The following is a 16,949-nucleotide window of genomic DNA, read 5'->3' on the forward strand; positions in this document are numbered from 1 at the left end:
TTTCTCCGATTTTAACGCAAACGGCCCTGTTCCAGAACAAGGCAGGGATTCGGTTTTTGGTTGATTAGACCGACATCATGTGTAGCAATCAACACGGTCATGCCCATGCGGTTGAGGTCTTCGAACAGATTAAATAAATCCAGAGATAATGCATTGTCGAGATTACCCGTCGGTTCATCTGCCAGTAGTAATTGCGGTTTATGTACCACGGCACGGGCGATATCCACCCGTTGTTGCTCACCGCCGGATAAATGGACCGGCAAATGATTGGCGCGTTCGTACAATCCTACGCGATCTAAAGAAGATAGTGCGCGTTCACGTGCGGTTTTCGGGTGCATGCCGCTGATAATTAACGGTAATGCTACGTTATCCGCTACGGAACGATCAGGCAACAACCGGTAATCCTGGTGTACCATACCGATTTGACGGCGCAAGAAAGGTAATTCGTAATGGGAAAGACGGGTAATATCGTGTCCGTTGAACCAGATTTGCCCGCCGTTAGCGCGCTCCATCCCCATGATGAGCTTTAATAATGTACTCTTCCCCGCGCCGGAATGCCCGGTAAGATAGGTCATGCTGCCTACGGGTAAATGAAATGTAAGTCCCTGCAAGGCGGGCTTTCCGCCCAAATACGCCTTGCTGACATTCTGAAAATGAATCATTGTTCGGTCTCTTTGCAAAAAATCGGAGCAATTATACCCAAAACCGCTCAATGATTAAACGTCGGAACGATACCTTATCGGGATTTTTCCGTATCCGGTTTTTTATCTTCAATCCTCTCTCCGATAAAAAATCCGCCCGCTATTCCTTCGTTAAAAATACACGTCGGAATGGCGAGCGGATTAAAGTGCGGTTAGAAATACAGCGTTTTTTCGGATTTACGCTCCCGGTTAAGCGAAATATTTTTCCAAATCTTCGCTGCCGCCGATATATTCACCGCCGATAAAGACCTGCGGTACGGACGTTTTACCGGTAATGGCACGTACCGAGATTGTGGATGCGTCACGACCCAGGACGATTTCTTCAAAGGTGTAACCCTTCACTTTGAGCAATCCTTTTGCCTTGGCACAGAACGGGCATCCCGGTTTGGTGAAAATGGATACCGACGGTTTCGCCGTCCAATCCGGTTTGAGATATTTAATCATGGTATCGGCATCGGAAACTTTGAACGGATCACCCGGTTCGTTCGGTTCGACAAACATTTTTTCCACTACACCGTTTCTTACCAGCATAGAATAACGCCATGAACGCTTGCCGAACCCGAGCTCTTCTTTATCGACCAACATGCCCATGCCTTCGGTAAATTCGCCGTTACCGTCCGGAATAACCGTGATATTTTCGGCTTCCTGATCCGCTTTCCAGGCATTCATAACAAAAGTATCGTTAACGGACATGCAGATAATATCGTCAACGCCTAACGCTTTAAATTCGCAAGCCAGTTCATTGTAACGCGGTAAATGCGTTGATGAACAGGTAGGCGTAAACGCTCCCGGAAGAGAGAACAGGACAACAGTTTTATTGTCGAATAATTCGGATGTGGTAACATCGACCCAAGCATCGCCTTGGCGTGTGTGGAATGTGACTTGTGGAATTTTTTTACCTTCCATACTCATAATATTTTCTCCTGTTTGGATATGTGATTTTCTGTTTACGGGGTGAATTATAGTTACTTTTATGATATCGTTACAATCAATTAATTTCTATTCATTCAATCGTTTTTTTCTATATTAAGAGTTATTATTGCTATGAATATCCGTGATTTAGAATACCTCGTTTCGCTTGCCGAATTCAAACATTTCCGTCGTGCCGCAGATGCCTGTAATGTGAGCCAACCGACTCTGAGCGGTCAAATTCGAAAACTTGAAGATGAACTGGGTATTACTTTGCTTGAACGTACCAGTCGCAAAGTTTTGTTTACTCAGTCGGGATTGCTGTTAGTGGCACAGGCCAAACAAGTATTGCGTGAAGTTAAATTGCTGAAAGAAATGGCAAGCAATCAGGGGAAGGATATGACGGGCCCGTTGCATGTGGGTGTCATTCCTACCGTCGGACCTTATTTGCTGCCTTATATCATGCCGGTGTTGAAAGAATCGTTTCCGGAATTGGAACTGTTTCTGTATGAAGCGCAAACCAACCAGTTAGTGGATCAACTGGAGACGGGACGTCTGGATTGCGCTATTGTCGCCATGGTTGTCGAAACGGAACCGTTTATTCAGGTGCCGTTATTTAATGAAAAAATGTTGATTGCCGTATCCGAAGCCCACCCTTGGGCAAAAGAAAAAAATATTCCTTTGGATTATCTGAAAGGTACGGAAGTTCTAATGCTGGACGACGGCCATTGTCTTCGGGAGCAGGCATTGGGTTACTGTTTTGCCGCCGGGGCATCGGAAAATTCGCATTTTCAGGCTACCAGTCTGGAAATGCTGCGTAATATGATTGCCGCCAATGCCGGCGTTACGCTCATGCCGGAGTTGGCGGTGTTAAATGAAGGCCAGCGTCGGGGCGTAAAATACATCCCTTGTATTAATCCTGAACCGCAACGGACTATAGCCCTGATTTATCGTCCCGGTTCGCCGTTACGCGCCCGCTATGAACGTGTGGCGAATGCGGTTAAAAAAGCGGTAAGACCGATTTTAGAGGGGGATTAACATGGCAGGGGTTCGCGCAATTCAAAAGGAAAAAACCCGGCGTGCACTGGTTGATGCAGCGTTCAATCAGCTTAATGCGGAAAAAAGTTTTTCCAATCTCAGTCTGCGTGAAGTGGCGCGCGAAGCTAATATCGCCGCAACGTCGTTTTATCGTCATTTTAAAGATATGGACGAGCTCGGATTGGTAATGGTGGATGAAGCGGGTTTGACTTTGCGTCAGTTGATGCGACAGGCGCGTAAACGGATTGAAAAAGGCGGCAGTGTTATCGCTATTTCGGTAGAAACATTTTTTGAATTTATTAATAGCAGTCCCAATGTATTTCGCTTGTTGTTGCGTGAAAGTTCAGGGACCTCTCAGGCATTTCGTACGGCGGCGGCACGGGAAATCAAGCATTTTGCCGACGAACTGGCGGAATATATTGCGAACAAACACGGTTATTCCCAATATATCGCTTATGTTCAGGCGGAAGGTATGGTTACATTGGTGTTTACCGCCGGCGCGAATGCTTTGGATATGAATCCGAAAGAACGGGAACAGCTGAAAGAACGCCTCATCCTGCAATTACGTATGCTTGCCAGAGGGGCGATGCATTCGCACTAAAAACCGGCTTCCCTCTGTTTTTACGATTAAAAAACGATCCGTTAAGATCGTTTTTTAGATAATAAACTAAACGTTGTCGATTTGACCTAATAATGACCGTAAACGTTCCTGCCAGTTATTATGTTCGACCTTAAGTTGTTCGTTTTCGTTACGTAATGCGTCATTGGCTTGCTGCGCTTGATCATTTTTTTCTTTTAACTCTTCCACTTCCAACTGAAGCAACTGGATAGTTTCTACCGCCTGGCGGATTTTGCTTTCTAATTGATCTAAAATTTCTGATGACATGGTGATTTCCCTTTGATAAAACAAAATAAAGTGTGAGTATTCTACTCTAGAACTGTACAAATTTGAACGACCGAAACAGAATTTTTTTGGATCCGGAAATATTTTTTCCGCAACCGTTTGCCGGAGTGTTAGAATTACTCCAATTTCATCAAACAAAGGGGACAGACAGATGAATCGAGCTTTAGCCATTGAATTTTCACGTATTACCGAAGCCGCAGCGCTTGCCGCTTTTGCCTGGTTGGGACGCGGTGATAAAAATGCGGCTGATGACGCCGCCGTCAAAGCTATGCGTTTTATGCTGAACCAAATTCACATGGATGGGGAAATCGTTATCGGTGAAGGCGAAATCGATCAGGCTCCGATGCTCTATATCGGTGAAAAATTGGGTTCCGGCATGGGGGAAGTGGTATCAATTGCAGTGGATCCTATCGACGGTACGCGAATGACGGCAATGGGGCAGGCAAATGCCATTGCCGTGTTGGCGGCGGGCGGTAAAAATACATTCCTGCGTGCACCGGATATGTATATGGAAAAATTGGTGGTCGGTCCTGAATTAAACGGCATGATCGATTTGAATCTGCCTATCGAACAGAACTGTCGGCGCGTCGCACAGCGTTTGGGGAAATCCGTCACACAATTAACCGTCGCCGTGCTTGCCAAACCCCGCCATGAAGAAGTGATTACTCGTATTCAGAATCTGGGCGCCCGCGTAATGTGTATTCCGGACGGCGATGTGGCGGCGTCATTGTTATGCTGTTTACCGGACGGTGGTATCGATATACTTTACGGCATCGGCGGCGCGCCGGAAGGCGTGATATCCGCCGCCGCGGTTCGCGCTTTGCACGGCGATATGCAAGCACGTTTACTGCCGCGTAATCAAGTGAAAGAGGATACGCCTGAAAATCGAAAGGTTGGCGAACAAGAAATCCGTCGCTGTCATGAAAACGGTGTGGAAGTGAATACGGTGTTGAAATTGGACGATCTCGCCAAAGACGATAATCTTGTGTTTTCGGCAACGGGTATTACCAACGGCGATTTGCTCAAGGGCATTCAACGCAAAGGAAATTTAGCCACCACCGAAACCTTACTGATTCGCGGTAAATCCCGCACGATTCGGCGTATTCAATCCATGCATTATCTTGATCGTAAAGATGCGGAAATTTATAAGTTAATCGGTGAATAGACGGAAAGTGCGGTCGAAAATATGGTTTTTTATGCCGTCTTCTGCGATAAGTTCCTAAGCTGGTTGCGCTCTTTTCAAGGATATCGGATAGAAAAACATATCGAATTCTGACCGCACTTTATGCGCATAAAATAAAAGCTTGGCATTAAGACCAAGCTTTTTTATCGAACGTAAATCACCCGGGACGTTATTTCCAAACCGTTCCGTCGGTTTTTGCGCCGTCAAACCGGGCATTGGTTAAATCCGCGCCTTTTAAATTCGCGCCGGAGAGATCCGCATTACGCAGATCCGCATTAATCAGTACCGCGTTTTGCAGATTAGCACGGCGCAGATTGGTACGTGCCAAATTGGCATTGGTAAAATCCATACCGGCAAAGTTTTTGTTAGAAAGGTTTCGTCCCGCTAATTTTGCGTTAATGAAATCCTCACGGGCTTCCAGCGGTATGGAATCCGCTTTATCATTAGGAATCACCGTGGTTTTTCCGTTAACGGTTTTTATCGTCGCGTTTTTCGCCACGGTGTGACGACCCGGAATATTTTGTTCGGAAACCGCATTCGGTCCGACCGCTTTGTTGATGATGGTACCCTGCACCGAAACGCTTTGTTGGTTATCCGCCGCAAATGCGACGGTTGACGCCATCAGGGTTAATGCGGCGGTTTGCGCGGCTTTAATTAACATTGTCATATTGTCTCCCTTATTTATTGATTATCATAGAACGATTGGGTTCCAGCAAAAGTAAGTTTTCCAACGGATCATCTTCCGCCAAGCTGTTAGTGCCGGCGGCGGAAGACGAGCTTTTTCCCGATTTACCGTCCTGCCCGGCCGGTGCCAATACGATAGGCGGTGTCGTCACCATATTTGACGTTTCCTGCATCCATAAACTGTTCAAGCTGTTTCCCGATGCATTTTGTTTAGACAGGATGATAGGTAATATTTTTCGCGCCTGCTCGTTCCCTTGTTGAGCGGCGATTCGATATAATCGGATGGCTTCACCGAAATTCTGAGGCACCCCCGCCCCTTTGTGGTAGCGTGTTGCCAATTCATAACTGGCTTGTCCGTTGCCGGCTTGCGATTCCTGCCGTAATTTTTGCAAATGTTCGTTATTATTTACGCTGACAATCTGTTGAGGTCTGTTCGGCGCCGTCGCCAGGTTCTTTTGATTACGTTTTGCCGCATAGCTACCTAATGCTATGGCTTTTTCGTTCCAAACAACAGCGTCGGTAATATTGCCGCGGCGGTAATACAGATTTGCCAGTGCGTTGGCCGCCACCGAATCGCCCATGTTTGCCGCTTTCATCAATAAACGGAGTGCGGTTTGATTAGAGGGTTGCGGGTTAGTGCGTTGTTCCAATAAACCCAATAAGGTGGTTGCCCGCACGAATCCCAAACCGTTCGCCCGCTCCAGATAACGTTTCGCTTGACCGTAATCCGGTGCGGTACCGTAGCCCATAAACAGGAAATATCCTGTTGCCAGCATGCCGTGCGGTTCGCTCATATCGGCATAATGGGAAAAAATATTATAGGCGTAAGAATAATTTTCCCGTTTATAGGCTTCGAACGCCTGTCCGAGCGCGGTGATTCGATCCGACTCGTCGTCTTCGTTCGGCATTACCGCCGCCGGAGCCTGAATCGGAACATATTCGCTTGAACTCACAGGCGGTTTATTAATCACAATTGCCGCTTCACAGTGAATAGCGACTAAGACGCTACTCAATGTAAATACGATGTGATTTAAGGGAAAGCGGCGAAAATACGTCGACATATTCTCCTCCTTATTACTTAACCCTGTAAGAAACGGTTTGCATACCTTTAATTTCATCGCCAAAGACTTCTTTTAGCTTCGCGGAGAGTTCCGCCATATCTTTGACATTGATCGGGTTAAACGGTTCGCCTAATGTCTGGCTTAAACGCGATGCTAAAGACGAATAGGAGGCGATACACATTACCGATTCGTTTCCGGCACTGCTTAAATCCAAAGAATAAGCATTAGTGCTCGGTAGATTCAGCGTTTTCTCCGCCGAGAGATTTTCTTCCGCTTCTAACGGATTCGGATAAATCTGCGCAATACTGTTACTTGCATCCTGGTAAAAACAGCTTACATGCGAACCTTCTTTGTCGGCGTTAATGGCAAGAGACAGTTTGTCGCCGACCCGATATTGGGATTTATCCGACGACATATTCAAGCTAATAGGATCTCCTTTGTCCGTGTAAAAATACGGATAACCGTTGCGCGGTTCGTTCGAACCGTCTTCATCTTTTTTACCTGAAGGCTGTAAACCGGCTTTTCTGATATTACCGCTGCCGTCAACCCGCGTGTAATTTTTCATTATCCGTTCATAGCTTTCGAAGTTAATTACGCCGGACGGTGTGGCATTATTATCTTTTTGGAATAAGGTTAACGCTTCTTTAAATGCCGTCGTCGGTTTGCCGTCTACGCGACCGTTGTAATAACCGAGGTTACGCAATCCAGTTTGGAATAATTTCACTTTTTCCGTTTCACCCATGCCTTCAAACCAATCCAATAACTGACGTTGGAATTCCGGATGAGACTGATCCAAAGACAAACATTGCCAATACGGCACCTGCGCATATTTACCCACCAGCTCGATCATTCCTAAGTCCGTGAGAGTACGTACCGCCGAACCGACCCCTTGCGATAAATTACGTTCGAAAGAGAATTGAATACCCACTTTACGGATCTTCGCACCGGAATCTAAACCGAAACCTTTGTTGGCGGCGACGATTTCATTGGCCGAATCAATGCCCGGATATAAAGTTCGGGTGAGGAAATCCCCTATGTGTAACTCCATGCCCAGGGCGGTGGTAATTAAATCGCCGGAAATACCGAGTTCTACATCGTCACTCACCGAAATACCCGCACTGTCGGATTTTTTCAGAACATTCTGATCTACATAAGAAACAGCACCAGAAATATAAATTTGCGGCGCCGGAATCTGCATACTGCCGGTCGGTAAAAGCAGGCTTGATAAGGTTTGTACCGTATCCTGTTTCATCGGATTGATTTCAAAATCCACCACTCTGAATGCTCCGCTGGTACGGGACATTTGTGAAAGTGCGGTCACAATCATGTCGTTTGCGGCGACTAACGCTTTGCCGGACGGATCGTTGATGGTTTTTATGGCGACAACTGTTTGCCCCGCATTGCTTTGTAATAATAAATTATCCATACAGTTTAAGCTGTCGCTGAAACTGGTCATGGCTCTGACCGGCTCCGACACCGGACGGGTATGGGTGGTAGTGGATTCGATATAAGGCCTGTCGCCGTGTAATTGCGTACCCGTCGAACAACCGGCTAAAACCGACGCGGCAACATATGAAAGAAACACATGATGGATTTTCACAGAATGATTCCCTTAAGTAAAAATTAAAAAATGATAAAATAATATCTTTATTGGAGAAGGTTATTTACAAAGACTGACAACATCGCCTTTGATAATTACGATATTATCGGAATTTTTGCTTGGTCCGTATTTACCGGAACTTACGCCGCTTGTCGCCGTTGTCGTACCGATATTCGTCACACAACTTTTGGAGCCGATACCGCTTACCGAACTGCCTTCCGTGGTTCTTTCCGTCACTTCTTCGGCATCATAGCCCGATTTTCCCATTTTCGCCCAGTTCTGAGCCTGTACGGAATGGACTTTTGCTTTATCTAAGGGGGACATCCCTTGTCTTGGTACGAGCTCCTGAGACTGGGGGGACGCAGAAAAAACTGAAGTCGAAAATACGAATAAGCAGGCTGTAACACAAATATAAAAAGATTTATTCATTTTCATGGCAATCTCCCATCTAAATGAAGAAAACTCCGGGAGCAATCAATTGGCTCCCGAGGTTAAACGAAGAATAATTAATAATCTTCGCTACTGTTAGATGACAGATTTTGTATGGCATCACCGTCCGTACTCATATTTATTGCAGCACCTGTAATATTTACAGATTGTTTGTTATTACCATCAATTTGTACTTTACCATGGTTAGATGCTAAGTTCTGAGTCGCTTTGCCACTTCCCATACCCATATTCATTGCTACCCCAGTAACCGTTGCAGATTGATCATTATTCCCCTTAATAGTCACTTTACCTTGATTGGATGCCACATTTTGAACCGCTTTACCACTACCCATAGCCATATTTATAGCGCCGCCTTTTAACTCTGCAGTCTGTTTATTATCACCTTTAATTGTAACCTTGGCATTGGCTGTTGCTACAGAAAATGTAGCGATAAGTCCTGCTGTAAGCACTGTTTTCATTAAGTTTTTCATAAAAACCCCTTATTTGAATAAAATTCAAAAGAATAATTTTACATAAGATAATTCTTGCAAAAAATCGGTATTAATCTTTCACGACCGAACCGATATTCACTTCGGATTCACCGCCGCCGGAGGCTGAATTAACAATGGTACCGACCGATACAACCTGATTATTACTGCCGGCATAATTCACCGAAGAACCTAAGTTAATCGCGGCTTTCCCGCCACCCGAAGCGGTGTTGATAAGCGAACCGTTAACGACTACCGTTTGCGAATTGTTCGAACCGACAACCCGGCCTACGTTAGAACCGACGTTAATAGACGCCTTTCCTGCAGAATCAGACTTGTTAATAACGCTTCCCGATATCGTGACATTCTGCGTATTGGCAGAAACCGCGGTCATGGCAACGGACAGCGTTATCAGAGCAATCAATTGTCTAATCATGGCATCCTCCTTTTATATGATGCTTTTTCAGCCTACTATAGAGATTTTCTAAGATCAAACGGCGAAAACCGAAAATAAGCTGTAACTAAAAGTTATGTTAACTTTTCTCTTAATGTATTTATAAGTATATCAATAGTTTAATGTTTATTATTTAGGCAGTGCAAAGATTTGTAAAAGTCTGTAAGACTTGATTTTCATGGTTAAATCCTCAGGGTTTTTTAGTGAAAAAAGTATATTTTTGATAAAAATTTTCCTGCCTGAATAAATCAAAATCTATTACAATACTTACTGGGTTTAATACACAAAAAAGGACAGCATTATGATTATCGTGACAGGCGGCGCAGGTTTTATCGGTAGTAATATCGTTAAATCATTAAATGATTTAGGCCGCAAAGATATTTTAGTGGTGGATAATCTGAAAGACGGTACTAAATTTATCAACTTAGTGGATTTAGACATTGCGGATTACTGCGATAAAGAAGATTTCATCGCACAAATTATCGCCGGTGATGATTTCGGCGATATCGATGCCGTATTCCACGAGGGGGCCTGTTCCGCCACCACCGAATGGGACGGCAAATACATCATGCACAACAATTATGAATATTCCAAAGAATTGTTGCATTACTGTTTAGATCGCGAAATTCCGTTTTTCTATGCTTCAAGTGCGGCTACTTACGGCGATAAAACGGAATTTGTGGAAGAGCGTCAATTTGAAGGTCCGTTGAACGTATACGGTTATTCCAAATTCTTATTCGATCAATATGTACGCGAAATTTTACCGAACGCTTCCTCGCCGGTTTGCGGATTCAAATATTTCAATGTTTACGGACCGCGTGAACAACACAAAGGCAGTATGTCCAGCGTGGCATTCCATCTGAACAATCAAATTCTGAAAGGCGAAAATCCGAAATTATTTGCCGGTAGCGAGCATTTCCTGCGGGATTTTGTTTATGTCGGCGACGTCGCCGCCGTCAATATCTGGGCGTGGCAAAATAAAATTTCCGGTATTTTCAACTGCGGTACAGGTCATGCCGAAAGTTTTAAAGCCGTTGCGGAAGCGGTGATTAAACACCATGGTAAGGGTGCGATTGAAACTATTCCGTTCCCGGATCACCTAAAATCCCGTTATCAGGAATACACGCAGGCGGATCTCACCAAATTGCGCGCCGCCGGCTGTAATTTAAAATTCAAATCCGTTGCCGAAGGGGTGGCGGAGTATATGGCGTGGTTAAACCGTAAATGACCAATCCTCCGAATATGAAATATAAGGCTTTGAAATGTCAGAAGAAATTTCAATTATTACCGGGTCGACTTTAGGTGCCGCCGAATATGTGGGCGATCACTTAGGCGATCTATTACAACAAAAAGGGTTTGACGTCACCGTACAAAATGCCGCGACTTTAGACGACGTTATTGAGGATAAAATCTGGCTGGTGGTCACTTCAACCCATGGTGCCGGCGATTTGCCGGATAACCTCAAGCCGCTGATGAACCGAATCGCCGAAGAAAAAACCGATTTGTCGGCGCTTCGCTTTGCGGTGGCGGGGTTGGGGAATTCCGATTACGACACTTTCTGTTTGGCGGTGGATAAAGTGGAAAATCTGCTGCTCGGTCAAGGTGCGACCCGGCTTTGCGATTCCCTGCGGATTGACGTATTAACGCAGGCGGATCACGAACAAGCCGCGGAAAACTGGTTGCCGAATTTTATCGACGCTTTATAAATTCATTTAAATCAAAGCAAAAGTGCGGTCAAATTGACCGCACTTTTTTCTTATCCGTTTAACAGGTATATGTTTTGACGAATTAATCGCCGTCATAAGCCCGTTGGAAAATTTCGATGACTTGCTGTTTGGTGGCTTTGCGCGGATTGGTGAGCATACACACGTCTTTCATCGCATTTTCCGCCATCACGTCGAAATCTTCCGGTTTCACGCCGAGCAGTTGCAGATTTGCCGGGATTCCCACTTGTTTGCTTAAACGGCGAATCGCGCCAATGGCTTTCAGTGCCGCATCGTCCGTGCATAAACCGTCGATATTTTCACCCATAGCTTTGGCGATGTCGCGGAAACGGTTGAGATTACCGATGAGGTTGAATTCTTCCACATAAGGCAACAGAATCGCGTTACACACACCGTGCGGCAGGTTGTAGAAACCGCCCAGTTGGTGTGCCATCGCATGAACATAGCCGAGAGAGGCATTATTGAAAGCGATACCTGCCAAATATTGCGCATATGCCATTTTATCGCGGGCTTTCATATAGTCGCCGTTCGCTACCGCTTTCGGCAGGTATTGCTGAATCATGGTGATCGCCATCAGCGCTGCGGCATCCGTGAGCGGGTTGGCGGCAGTGGATACGTAGGCTTCGATTGCGTGCGTCAGGGCGTCCATACCGGTTGCTGCGGTCAGGCTTGGCGGCATGCCTTTCATCAACAATGGATCGTTCACCGCGATTTGCGGAGTGATGCGCCAGTCTACAATCGCCATTTTCACTTTCCGCGCCGTGTCGGTAATAATACAGAACCGGGTGATTTCAGACGCCGTTCCCGCCGTGGTGTTGACCGCCATCAGCGGTACCATCGCATTGTGGGAACGATCGACGCCTTCGTAATCCTGAATGCGTCCGCCGTTACTGGCGATTAAACCGATACCTTTGGCACAGTCGTGGGAGGAACCACCGCCCAAAGAAATGATGGAATCGCAACCGTGTTCGTTATAAAACACAATACCCTCTTCTACGTTTTTGTCTGTCGGATTCGGTTCGGCACCGCCGAAAATCACCGGTTTTAAACCTGCGTTACTTAATACGGCGGCTAATTGATCCGCCATACCGTTTTTGGCGAGGAAAGCATCGGTAACAATCAGAGGATTGTTGCCGCCTAAACTTTTCATTAATGTGCCGACTTCTTCAACTGCATTTTCGCCGAATACATTTCTGGTTGGTAAAAAATAATATGTTGACATAATCACTACCTCCACAAGAAACTGATAAATCAAATTCGTCATTGGTTATCAAATCAGCAATTTCTGATTGATATTTGTACTATACGCCCCGATTGTAAATGCCGTAAAGTGTAAATTTACATTTACGCAACATTTTTGTAATAAATGTGATGAGCTTCAAATTTTTGAAAAAAACTTGGCGAAATTTGACCGCACTTTATTTTTAACCGCCTAAGCGTCGGATTATGTGATTAACGATAATATCGGCGGGTTATCAATTAACCATTTTCCGCTCGGTTAAAAAAGTTTTAATCCGACACGGAAAATCTCTATTATAAGGGGGTTACGGTATCCGATATGTCGGAATTGTTATTTATGCAAGCTAAAAAGGAACTTATGATGGACATTAAAAAAATCACGCCTTATCAATTACAGGAAAAACTTGCGCGGGGCGCATTGCTTATCGATATTCGTAATGCGGACGAACATTGTCGCGAATATATCGAACAATCACGGTGCCACCCTCTGGACAGCCTGAAACAAGACATTGAAACCGATGCGCCCTGTGTGGTGTTTCATTGCCAGTCGGGTATGCGTACCCAGGCGAATATTGAACGGTTAACCAAAATAACGAAACATGTCGGCGAAGTGTATATTTTAGACGGCGGATTAGCGGCATGGAAAAAAGCGGGCCTTGCGACTGTGATAGATAAAGCGCAACCTTTGCCGTTAATGCGTCAAGTGCAAATTGCAGCGGGCAGTTTGGTATTGTTGGGCGTGCTGTTGGGTTATGGGGTGTCGCCTTGGGGATTTTTGCTAAGCGGATTGGTCGGAGCAGGGTTGGTTTTCGCCGGTATATCGGGTTTTTGCGGAATGGCGGTGTTGTTGGCAAAATGTCCGTGGAATAAACGATGATTAGTTTATCAATATTTCATGTAAATACAGCTTGCCTCTGTTGGATGATTTTTGTACAATTAGCACCGTTTTTGCTGGGAGTGGTCGGAGGACTGGTCTCAGTTTAGTTTTATGTTATTGAGATAATTTTTTATGACTCACTCCGTGCCTAATATCGGCTTCGTCAGCTTGGGCTGTCCGAAAAATTTAGTGGATTCCGAACGTATTCTGACCGAACTGCGCAGCGACGGTTACAACATTATCCCTACCTATGAAAATGCCGATTTAGTGATTGTTAATACCTGCGGGTTTATCGATTCCGCGGTACAGGAATCCCTTGAAGCCATCGGTGAAGCGTTGGAAGCCAACGGTAAAGTGCTGGTAACGGGGTGCTTGGGTGCGAAAGAAGACCGAATCCGCGAAGTTCACCCGAAAGTATTGGAGATTACCGGCCCGCACAGTTATGAAGCGGTAATGGAGCACGTGCACAAATATGTGCCGAAGCCTGCGTACAATCCGTATATCAACGTGGTGCCGAGTCAAGGCGTAAAACTTACGCCGAAACATTATGCCTATTTGAAAATTTCCGAAGGTTGCGATCACAAATGTACCTTTTGCATTATTCCGTCATTGCGCGGTGATTTGGACAGCCGTCCGATTACGCAAATTCTGGATGAGGCCAAACGGTTGGCGGATTCCGGCGTAAAAGAACTGTTAGTGGTGTCGCAGGATACCTCGGCATATTCCTTGGATCAAAGCAAAGAAACGCAGAATAAAACCGTTTTCTGGAACGGTATACCGATTAAGAATAATCTGATTACCTTATGCCAAATGTTGGGAACGCTGGGTGTATGGGTGCGTTTGCATTATGTTTATCCGTATCCGCATGTAGACGATTTAATCCCGTTAATGGCGGCGGGCAAAATTTTGCCGTATTTGGATATTCCGCTGCAACACGCCAGCCCGAAAATTCTGAAAGCGATGAAACGCCCCGGCTCCGTAGAACGCGTACTGGAACGTATTAAAAACTGGCGTGAAATTTGTCCGGAATTGACTTTACGTTCAACTTTTATTGTCGGTTTCCCCGGTGAAACCGAAGAAGATTTTCAGTTATTGCTTGATTTTTTAAAAGAAGCGCAGCTTGATCGCGTCGGTTGTTTTAAATTCAGTCCGGTGGACGGCGCAACGGCCACGGACATGCCCGACCAAGTGCCGGAAGAGGTGAAAGAAGAGCGTTTTCAGCGCTTCATGCAGTTACAACAGGAAATTTCTGCGGCGCGTCTGCAACAAAAAATCGGGAAAACATGGAAAGTCATTGTGGATGAGATCGATGAAGAAGGCATTATCGGTCGCTCCATGGCGGACGCACCGGAAATCGACGGCGTGGTTTATGTAGATAATGTGGGCCAAAGTGCGGTCAGAATTGGTGACATTATTGATGTCCGAATTACCCGGGCAGACGAATATGATCTGTGGGGAACTTGTTAGATCAAACTGAGGAAAATCTCATGACGGAGCAGAAAAAAAATCCAAGCGTCGAACTCTTCGAACAAGCTGTCGTAGAAAAAAACTATGAAGCGGCTTGTACGGAGTTACTGAATATTTTGGCGAAAATCGACGGCCAATTCGGCAATATCACGGGCATTGACTGCCGAATGCCGATTCAGTTGGCAAATGAAAATCTGGTACAGGATAAACATGTTTATTTTTGTACCCGCATGGCGACGGCAATCACCGCTTTGTTCAGCGATAAAGCTTTGTCGGTTTCCGATTCCGGCGCGCAGCGTTTCTTTATGTTTCAACGTTGGCTTTCTTTGATCTTCGCCAGTTCGCCTTATATCAATGCGGATCACATTTTGCAGGTTTATAACCAAAATTCGGAGCCGGGTTCATCGGATATCCGCATCGATAACAACCCCGCTTCATTGGTAAAGTTCTGTATTATGTATTTGCCGGAGTCGAATTTAAATGTAAATCTGGATATCCTGTGGAATTTAAATCCGACCCTTTGCGCATCTTTATGTTTTGCTCTGCAGTCACCGCGTTTTATCGGTACTCAAGCGGCATTTTCCAAACGAAACACTATTCTGCAATGGTTCCCTGCCCGATTGGCAACCCTACCGGATTTGAACAATGTACCGAGCGCTATTTCCCACGATGTGTATATGCACTGCAGTTATGATGTCGCCGCCAATAAACATCAGGTGAAACACGCCTTAAATCAAGTTATTCGTCGCCATATCGAACTGCTCGGCTGGCAGGATCGCGATGTTTCCCGCATCGGTAATAAAAACGGTAAACCGGTTATGGTCGTGGTGCTGGAACATTTCCATTCCGCTCATTCCATTTACCGTACCCATTCCACTTCTATGCGGGCGGCGCGCGAACATTTTTATCTGCTCGGTATCGGCGGCGAAGCGGTGGATCAGTTGGGTCGCGATGTGTTCGACGAATTTCGCCAAATACAGGGGAACAGCCTGAAAGATAAAATGGAATTCGTGCGTAACATCTGCGAAGAATTCGCTGCGGCAATTCTTTATATGCCGTCCATCGGCATGGATTTACTGCCGATTTTCCTGAGCAATACGCGCTTGGCGCCGATTCAGGCGATTGCCTTAGGACATCCGGCGACCACGCATTCGCCATATATTGAATATGTGGTGGTGGAAGACGATTATGTGGGGTCGGAAGACTGTTTTAGCGAAACCCTGTTGCGTTTACCGAAAGACGCACTGCCTTACGTGCCTTCCGCACTTGCACCGAAAGCGGTAAATTATAAGTTGCGGGAAAATCCTGAAGTGGTGAACATCGGAATTGCTTCCACCACAATGAAATTAAATCCGTACTTTTTAGAAGCCTTAAAAGCCATTCGCGATCGCGCGAAAGTGAAAGTGCACTTCCACTTTGCGTTAGGGCAATCGCAAGGTATCACTCATCCCTATGTCACGCGTTTCATCAAGTCGTATTTAGGCGATGATGCCACGGCTCATCCGCATACACCGTATCATCAGTATCTGGAAATTCTGAATCATTGTGACATGATGGTGAACCCGTTCCCGTTCGGTAATACTAACGGCATTATCGACATGGTGACATTGGGTTTGGTAGGCGTGTGCAAAACCGGTCCGGAAGTACACGAGCACATCGACGAAGGCTTGTTTAAACGTCTCGGTTTGCCGGAATGGCTGATTGCCAAGACGGTGGACGAATATGTGGAACGCGCCGTCCGTCTGGCGGAAAATCATACTGAACGTCTGGCGTTGCGTCTGCATATTATCGAAAATAACGGTTTGCAAGCCTTATTCACCGGCGATCCGAGTCCGATGGGACGCACTTTTTCAGCCAAATTAACCGAATGGGCGGATAAAAACGGCGTGATTTTAGCCGGGTGGCCGGTAAAAAAAGAAAAAAAGATAACGGACAAAAAATCCGTCGCTTCCAAGTCTACGGCTAAAAAAACGGAAACGAAGAAAACGACAGCGACAAAAAAGCGGACAACCAACGGTAAAGCCTAAAATTTGTCACTGAGTTTACACACAAAGTGCGGTCAAAAAACGCAGTGTTTTTATGCCGACTTTTTGCCGATAATCTCTAGGGCAATTCCTCCGAGGATTGATAATAAAAGAAAAGAATCAAAGTGATAATAAAAAAATCCCGCTGATATTACACAGCGGGATTT

At 45.6% G+C, this 16,949-nt stretch carries 18 protein-coding genes; 8 read left to right on the forward strand and 10 right to left on the reverse strand.

What is annotated here, in order from left to right; all coding sequences use genetic code 11:
- Nucleotides 1-11: 11 nt before the first annotated feature.
- Nucleotides 12-662 carry a cell division ATP-binding protein FtsE gene (gene ftsE / locus ASUC_RS02030; RefSeq protein WP_012072152.1) on the reverse strand — a complete coding sequence of 217 codons (651 nt, stop codon included), beginning with the start codon at nt 660-662 and terminating at the stop codon, nt 12-14.
- 228 nt (nt 663-890) lie between these two features.
- On the reverse strand, nt 891-1,613 hold the full coding sequence (locus tag ASUC_RS02035; protein ID WP_012072153.1) for a glutathione peroxidase: 723 nt from the start codon (nt 1,611-1,613) through the stop codon (nt 891-893).
- A gap of 132 nt (nt 1,614-1,745) precedes the next feature.
- Between ASUC_RS02035 and oxyR the strand changes: the two genes are divergently transcribed.
- Together oxyR and fabR are read left to right on the forward strand one after the other, a co-directional pair.
- Complete coding sequence (gene oxyR, locus ASUC_RS02040; protein ID WP_012072154.1) at nt 1,746-2,648, forward strand: DNA-binding transcriptional regulator OxyR; 903 nt, start codon at nt 1,746-1,748, stop codon at nt 2,646-2,648.
- Between the two features lies 1 nt (nt 2,649).
- Nucleotides 2,650-3,249: an HTH-type transcriptional repressor FabR gene (gene fabR / locus ASUC_RS02045; protein ID WP_012072155.1), complete on the forward strand. Its 600-nt coding sequence runs from the start codon at nt 2,650-2,652 to the stop codon at nt 3,247-3,249.
- A gap of 66 nt (nt 3,250-3,315) precedes the next feature.
- Here fabR and zapB read toward each other — a convergent pair whose 3' ends face one another.
- A complete protein-coding gene (zapB, locus tag ASUC_RS02050; RefSeq protein WP_012072156.1) occupies nt 3,316-3,534 on the reverse strand; it encodes a cell division protein ZapB in 219 nt (72 codons plus the stop codon).
- 169 nt (nt 3,535-3,703) lie between these two features.
- On the opposite strand from zapB, the gene glpX reads away from it, so the two are divergent.
- Complete coding sequence (gene glpX / locus ASUC_RS02055; protein ID WP_012072157.1) at nt 3,704-4,717, forward strand: class II fructose-bisphosphatase; 1,014 nt, start codon at nt 3,704-3,706, stop codon at nt 4,715-4,717.
- A 187-nt stretch (nt 4,718-4,904) separates the two neighbouring features.
- Here the strand turns inward: glpX and ASUC_RS02060 are convergent, their stop codons facing one another.
- The 6 genes from ASUC_RS02060 to ASUC_RS02085 form a co-directional block, all read right to left on the reverse strand.
- Nucleotides 4,905-5,402: a pentapeptide repeat-containing protein gene (locus ASUC_RS02060; RefSeq protein ID WP_012072158.1), complete on the reverse strand. Its 498-nt coding sequence runs from the start codon at nt 5,400-5,402 to the stop codon at nt 4,905-4,907.
- 10 nt (nt 5,403-5,412) lie between these two features.
- Nucleotides 5,413-6,480 (reverse strand): tetratricopeptide repeat protein, encoded by a 1,068-nt coding sequence (locus ASUC_RS02065; protein WP_012072159.1) that lies wholly within the window; start codon nt 6,478-6,480, stop codon nt 5,413-5,415.
- 13 nt (nt 6,481-6,493) lie between these two features.
- Nucleotides 6,494-8,080: a DUF4384 domain-containing protein gene (locus ASUC_RS02070; protein WP_012072160.1), complete on the reverse strand. Its 1,587-nt coding sequence runs from the start codon at nt 8,078-8,080 to the stop codon at nt 6,494-6,496.
- Nucleotides 8,081-8,140: 60 nt separating this feature from the next.
- On the reverse strand, nt 8,141-8,404 hold the full coding sequence (locus tag ASUC_RS02075; protein WP_245822052.1) for a hypothetical protein: 264 nt from the start codon (nt 8,402-8,404) through the stop codon (nt 8,141-8,143).
- A 182-nt stretch (nt 8,405-8,586) separates the two neighbouring features.
- Nucleotides 8,587-9,000: a hypothetical protein gene (locus tag ASUC_RS02080; RefSeq protein ID WP_012072162.1), complete on the reverse strand. Its 414-nt coding sequence runs from the start codon at nt 8,998-9,000 to the stop codon at nt 8,587-8,589.
- Between the two features lie 70 nt (nt 9,001-9,070).
- Nucleotides 9,071-9,433: a hypothetical protein gene (locus ASUC_RS02085; protein ID WP_012072163.1), complete on the reverse strand. Its 363-nt coding sequence runs from the start codon at nt 9,431-9,433 to the stop codon at nt 9,071-9,073.
- A 319-nt stretch (nt 9,434-9,752) separates the two neighbouring features.
- On the opposite strand from ASUC_RS02085, the gene rfaD reads away from it, so the two are divergent.
- Nucleotides 9,753-10,679, forward strand: coding sequence for an ADP-glyceromanno-heptose 6-epimerase (rfaD, locus tag ASUC_RS02090; RefSeq protein WP_012072164.1), 927 nt, complete (start codon nt 9,753-9,755; stop codon nt 10,677-10,679).
- A gap of 34 nt (nt 10,680-10,713) precedes the next feature.
- Nucleotides 10,714-11,157, forward strand: a complete 444-nt coding sequence (gene mioC / locus ASUC_RS02095) for an FMN-binding protein MioC (protein WP_012072165.1) — start codon at nt 10,714-10,716, stop codon at nt 11,155-11,157.
- Nucleotides 11,158-11,239: 82 nt separating this feature from the next.
- On the opposite strand, the gene ASUC_RS02100 is transcribed toward mioC, so the two are convergent.
- Nucleotides 11,240-12,397, reverse strand: a complete 1,158-nt coding sequence (locus tag ASUC_RS02100; RefSeq protein WP_012072166.1) for an iron-containing alcohol dehydrogenase — start codon at nt 12,395-12,397, stop codon at nt 11,240-11,242.
- A 336-nt stretch (nt 12,398-12,733) separates the two neighbouring features.
- Between ASUC_RS02100 and ASUC_RS02105 the strand changes: the two genes are divergently transcribed.
- The 3 genes from ASUC_RS02105 (at nt 12,734) to ASUC_RS02115 (ending at nt 16,785) form a co-directional block, all read left to right on the forward strand.
- Nucleotides 12,734-13,291 carry a rhodanese family protein gene (locus ASUC_RS02105; RefSeq protein WP_404799663.1) on the forward strand — a complete coding sequence of 186 codons (558 nt, stop codon included), beginning with the start codon at nt 12,734-12,736 and terminating at the stop codon, nt 13,289-13,291.
- Nucleotides 13,292-13,423: 132 nt separating this feature from the next.
- Nucleotides 13,424-14,758, forward strand: coding sequence for a 30S ribosomal protein S12 methylthiotransferase RimO (gene rimO / locus ASUC_RS02110; RefSeq protein ID WP_012072168.1), 1,335 nt, complete (start codon nt 13,424-13,426; stop codon nt 14,756-14,758).
- Between the two features lie 20 nt (nt 14,759-14,778).
- Nucleotides 14,779-16,785 (forward strand): UDP-glucose:protein N-beta-glucosyltransferase, encoded by a 2,007-nt coding sequence (locus ASUC_RS02115; RefSeq protein ID WP_012072169.1) that lies wholly within the window; start codon nt 14,779-14,781, stop codon nt 16,783-16,785.
- Nucleotides 16,786-16,949: the final 164 nt, after the last annotated feature.

It is taken from the genome of Actinobacillus succinogenes 130Z (genome assembly GCF_000017245.1).
GTDB lineage: Bacteria > Pseudomonadota > Gammaproteobacteria > Enterobacterales > Pasteurellaceae > Exercitatus > Exercitatus succinogenes.

Excerpts from the sequence above, each read along its gene's own strand:
- zapB (WP_012072156.1), bottom strand. The coding sequence starts at position 3,534 with ATGTCATCAGAAATTTTAGATCAATTAGAAAGCAAAATCCGCCAGGCG.
- ftsE (WP_012072152.1), bottom strand. The coding sequence starts at position 662 with ATGATTCATTTTCAGAATGTCAGCAAGGCGTATTTGGGCGGAAAGCCC.
- rimO (WP_012072168.1), top strand. The coding sequence starts at position 13,424 with ATGACTCACTCCGTGCCTAATATCGGCTTCGTCAGCTTGGGCTGTCCG.
- ASUC_RS02035 (WP_012072153.1), bottom strand. The coding sequence starts at position 1,613 with ATGAGTATGGAAGGTAAAAAAATTCCACAAGTCACATTCCACACACGC.
- ASUC_RS02105 (WP_404799663.1), top strand. The coding sequence starts at position 12,734 with ATGTCGGAATTGTTATTTATGCAAGCTAAAAAGGAACTTATGATGGAC.
- ASUC_RS02115 (WP_012072169.1), top strand. The coding sequence starts at position 14,779 with ATGACGGAGCAGAAAAAAAATCCAAGCGTCGAACTCTTCGAACAAGCT.
- mioC (WP_012072165.1), top strand. The coding sequence starts at position 10,714 with ATGTCAGAAGAAATTTCAATTATTACCGGGTCGACTTTAGGTGCCGCC.
- rfaD (WP_012072164.1), top strand. The coding sequence starts at position 9,753 with ATGATTATCGTGACAGGCGGCGCAGGTTTTATCGGTAGTAATATCGTT.
- ASUC_RS02085 (WP_012072163.1), bottom strand. The coding sequence starts at position 9,433 with ATGATTAGACAATTGATTGCTCTGATAACGCTGTCCGTTGCCATGACC.
- ASUC_RS02100 (WP_012072166.1), bottom strand. The coding sequence starts at position 12,397 with ATGTCAACATATTATTTTTTACCAACCAGAAATGTATTCGGCGAAAAT.
- ASUC_RS02065 (WP_012072159.1), bottom strand. The coding sequence starts at position 6,480 with ATGTCGACGTATTTTCGCCGCTTTCCCTTAAATCACATCGTATTTACA.
- ASUC_RS02060 (WP_012072158.1), bottom strand. The coding sequence starts at position 5,402 with ATGACAATGTTAATTAAAGCCGCGCAAACCGCCGCATTAACCCTGATG.
- glpX (WP_012072157.1), top strand. The coding sequence starts at position 3,704 with ATGAATCGAGCTTTAGCCATTGAATTTTCACGTATTACCGAAGCCGCA.
- oxyR (WP_012072154.1), top strand. The coding sequence starts at position 1,746 with ATGAATATCCGTGATTTAGAATACCTCGTTTCGCTTGCCGAATTCAAA.
- fabR (WP_012072155.1), top strand. The coding sequence starts at position 2,650 with ATGGCAGGGGTTCGCGCAATTCAAAAGGAAAAAACCCGGCGTGCACTG.
- ASUC_RS02080 (WP_012072162.1), bottom strand. The coding sequence starts at position 9,000 with ATGAAAAACTTAATGAAAACAGTGCTTACAGCAGGACTTATCGCTACA.
- ASUC_RS02075 (WP_245822052.1), bottom strand. The coding sequence starts at position 8,404 with ATGTCCCCCTTAGATAAAGCAAAAGTCCATTCCGTACAGGCTCAGAAC.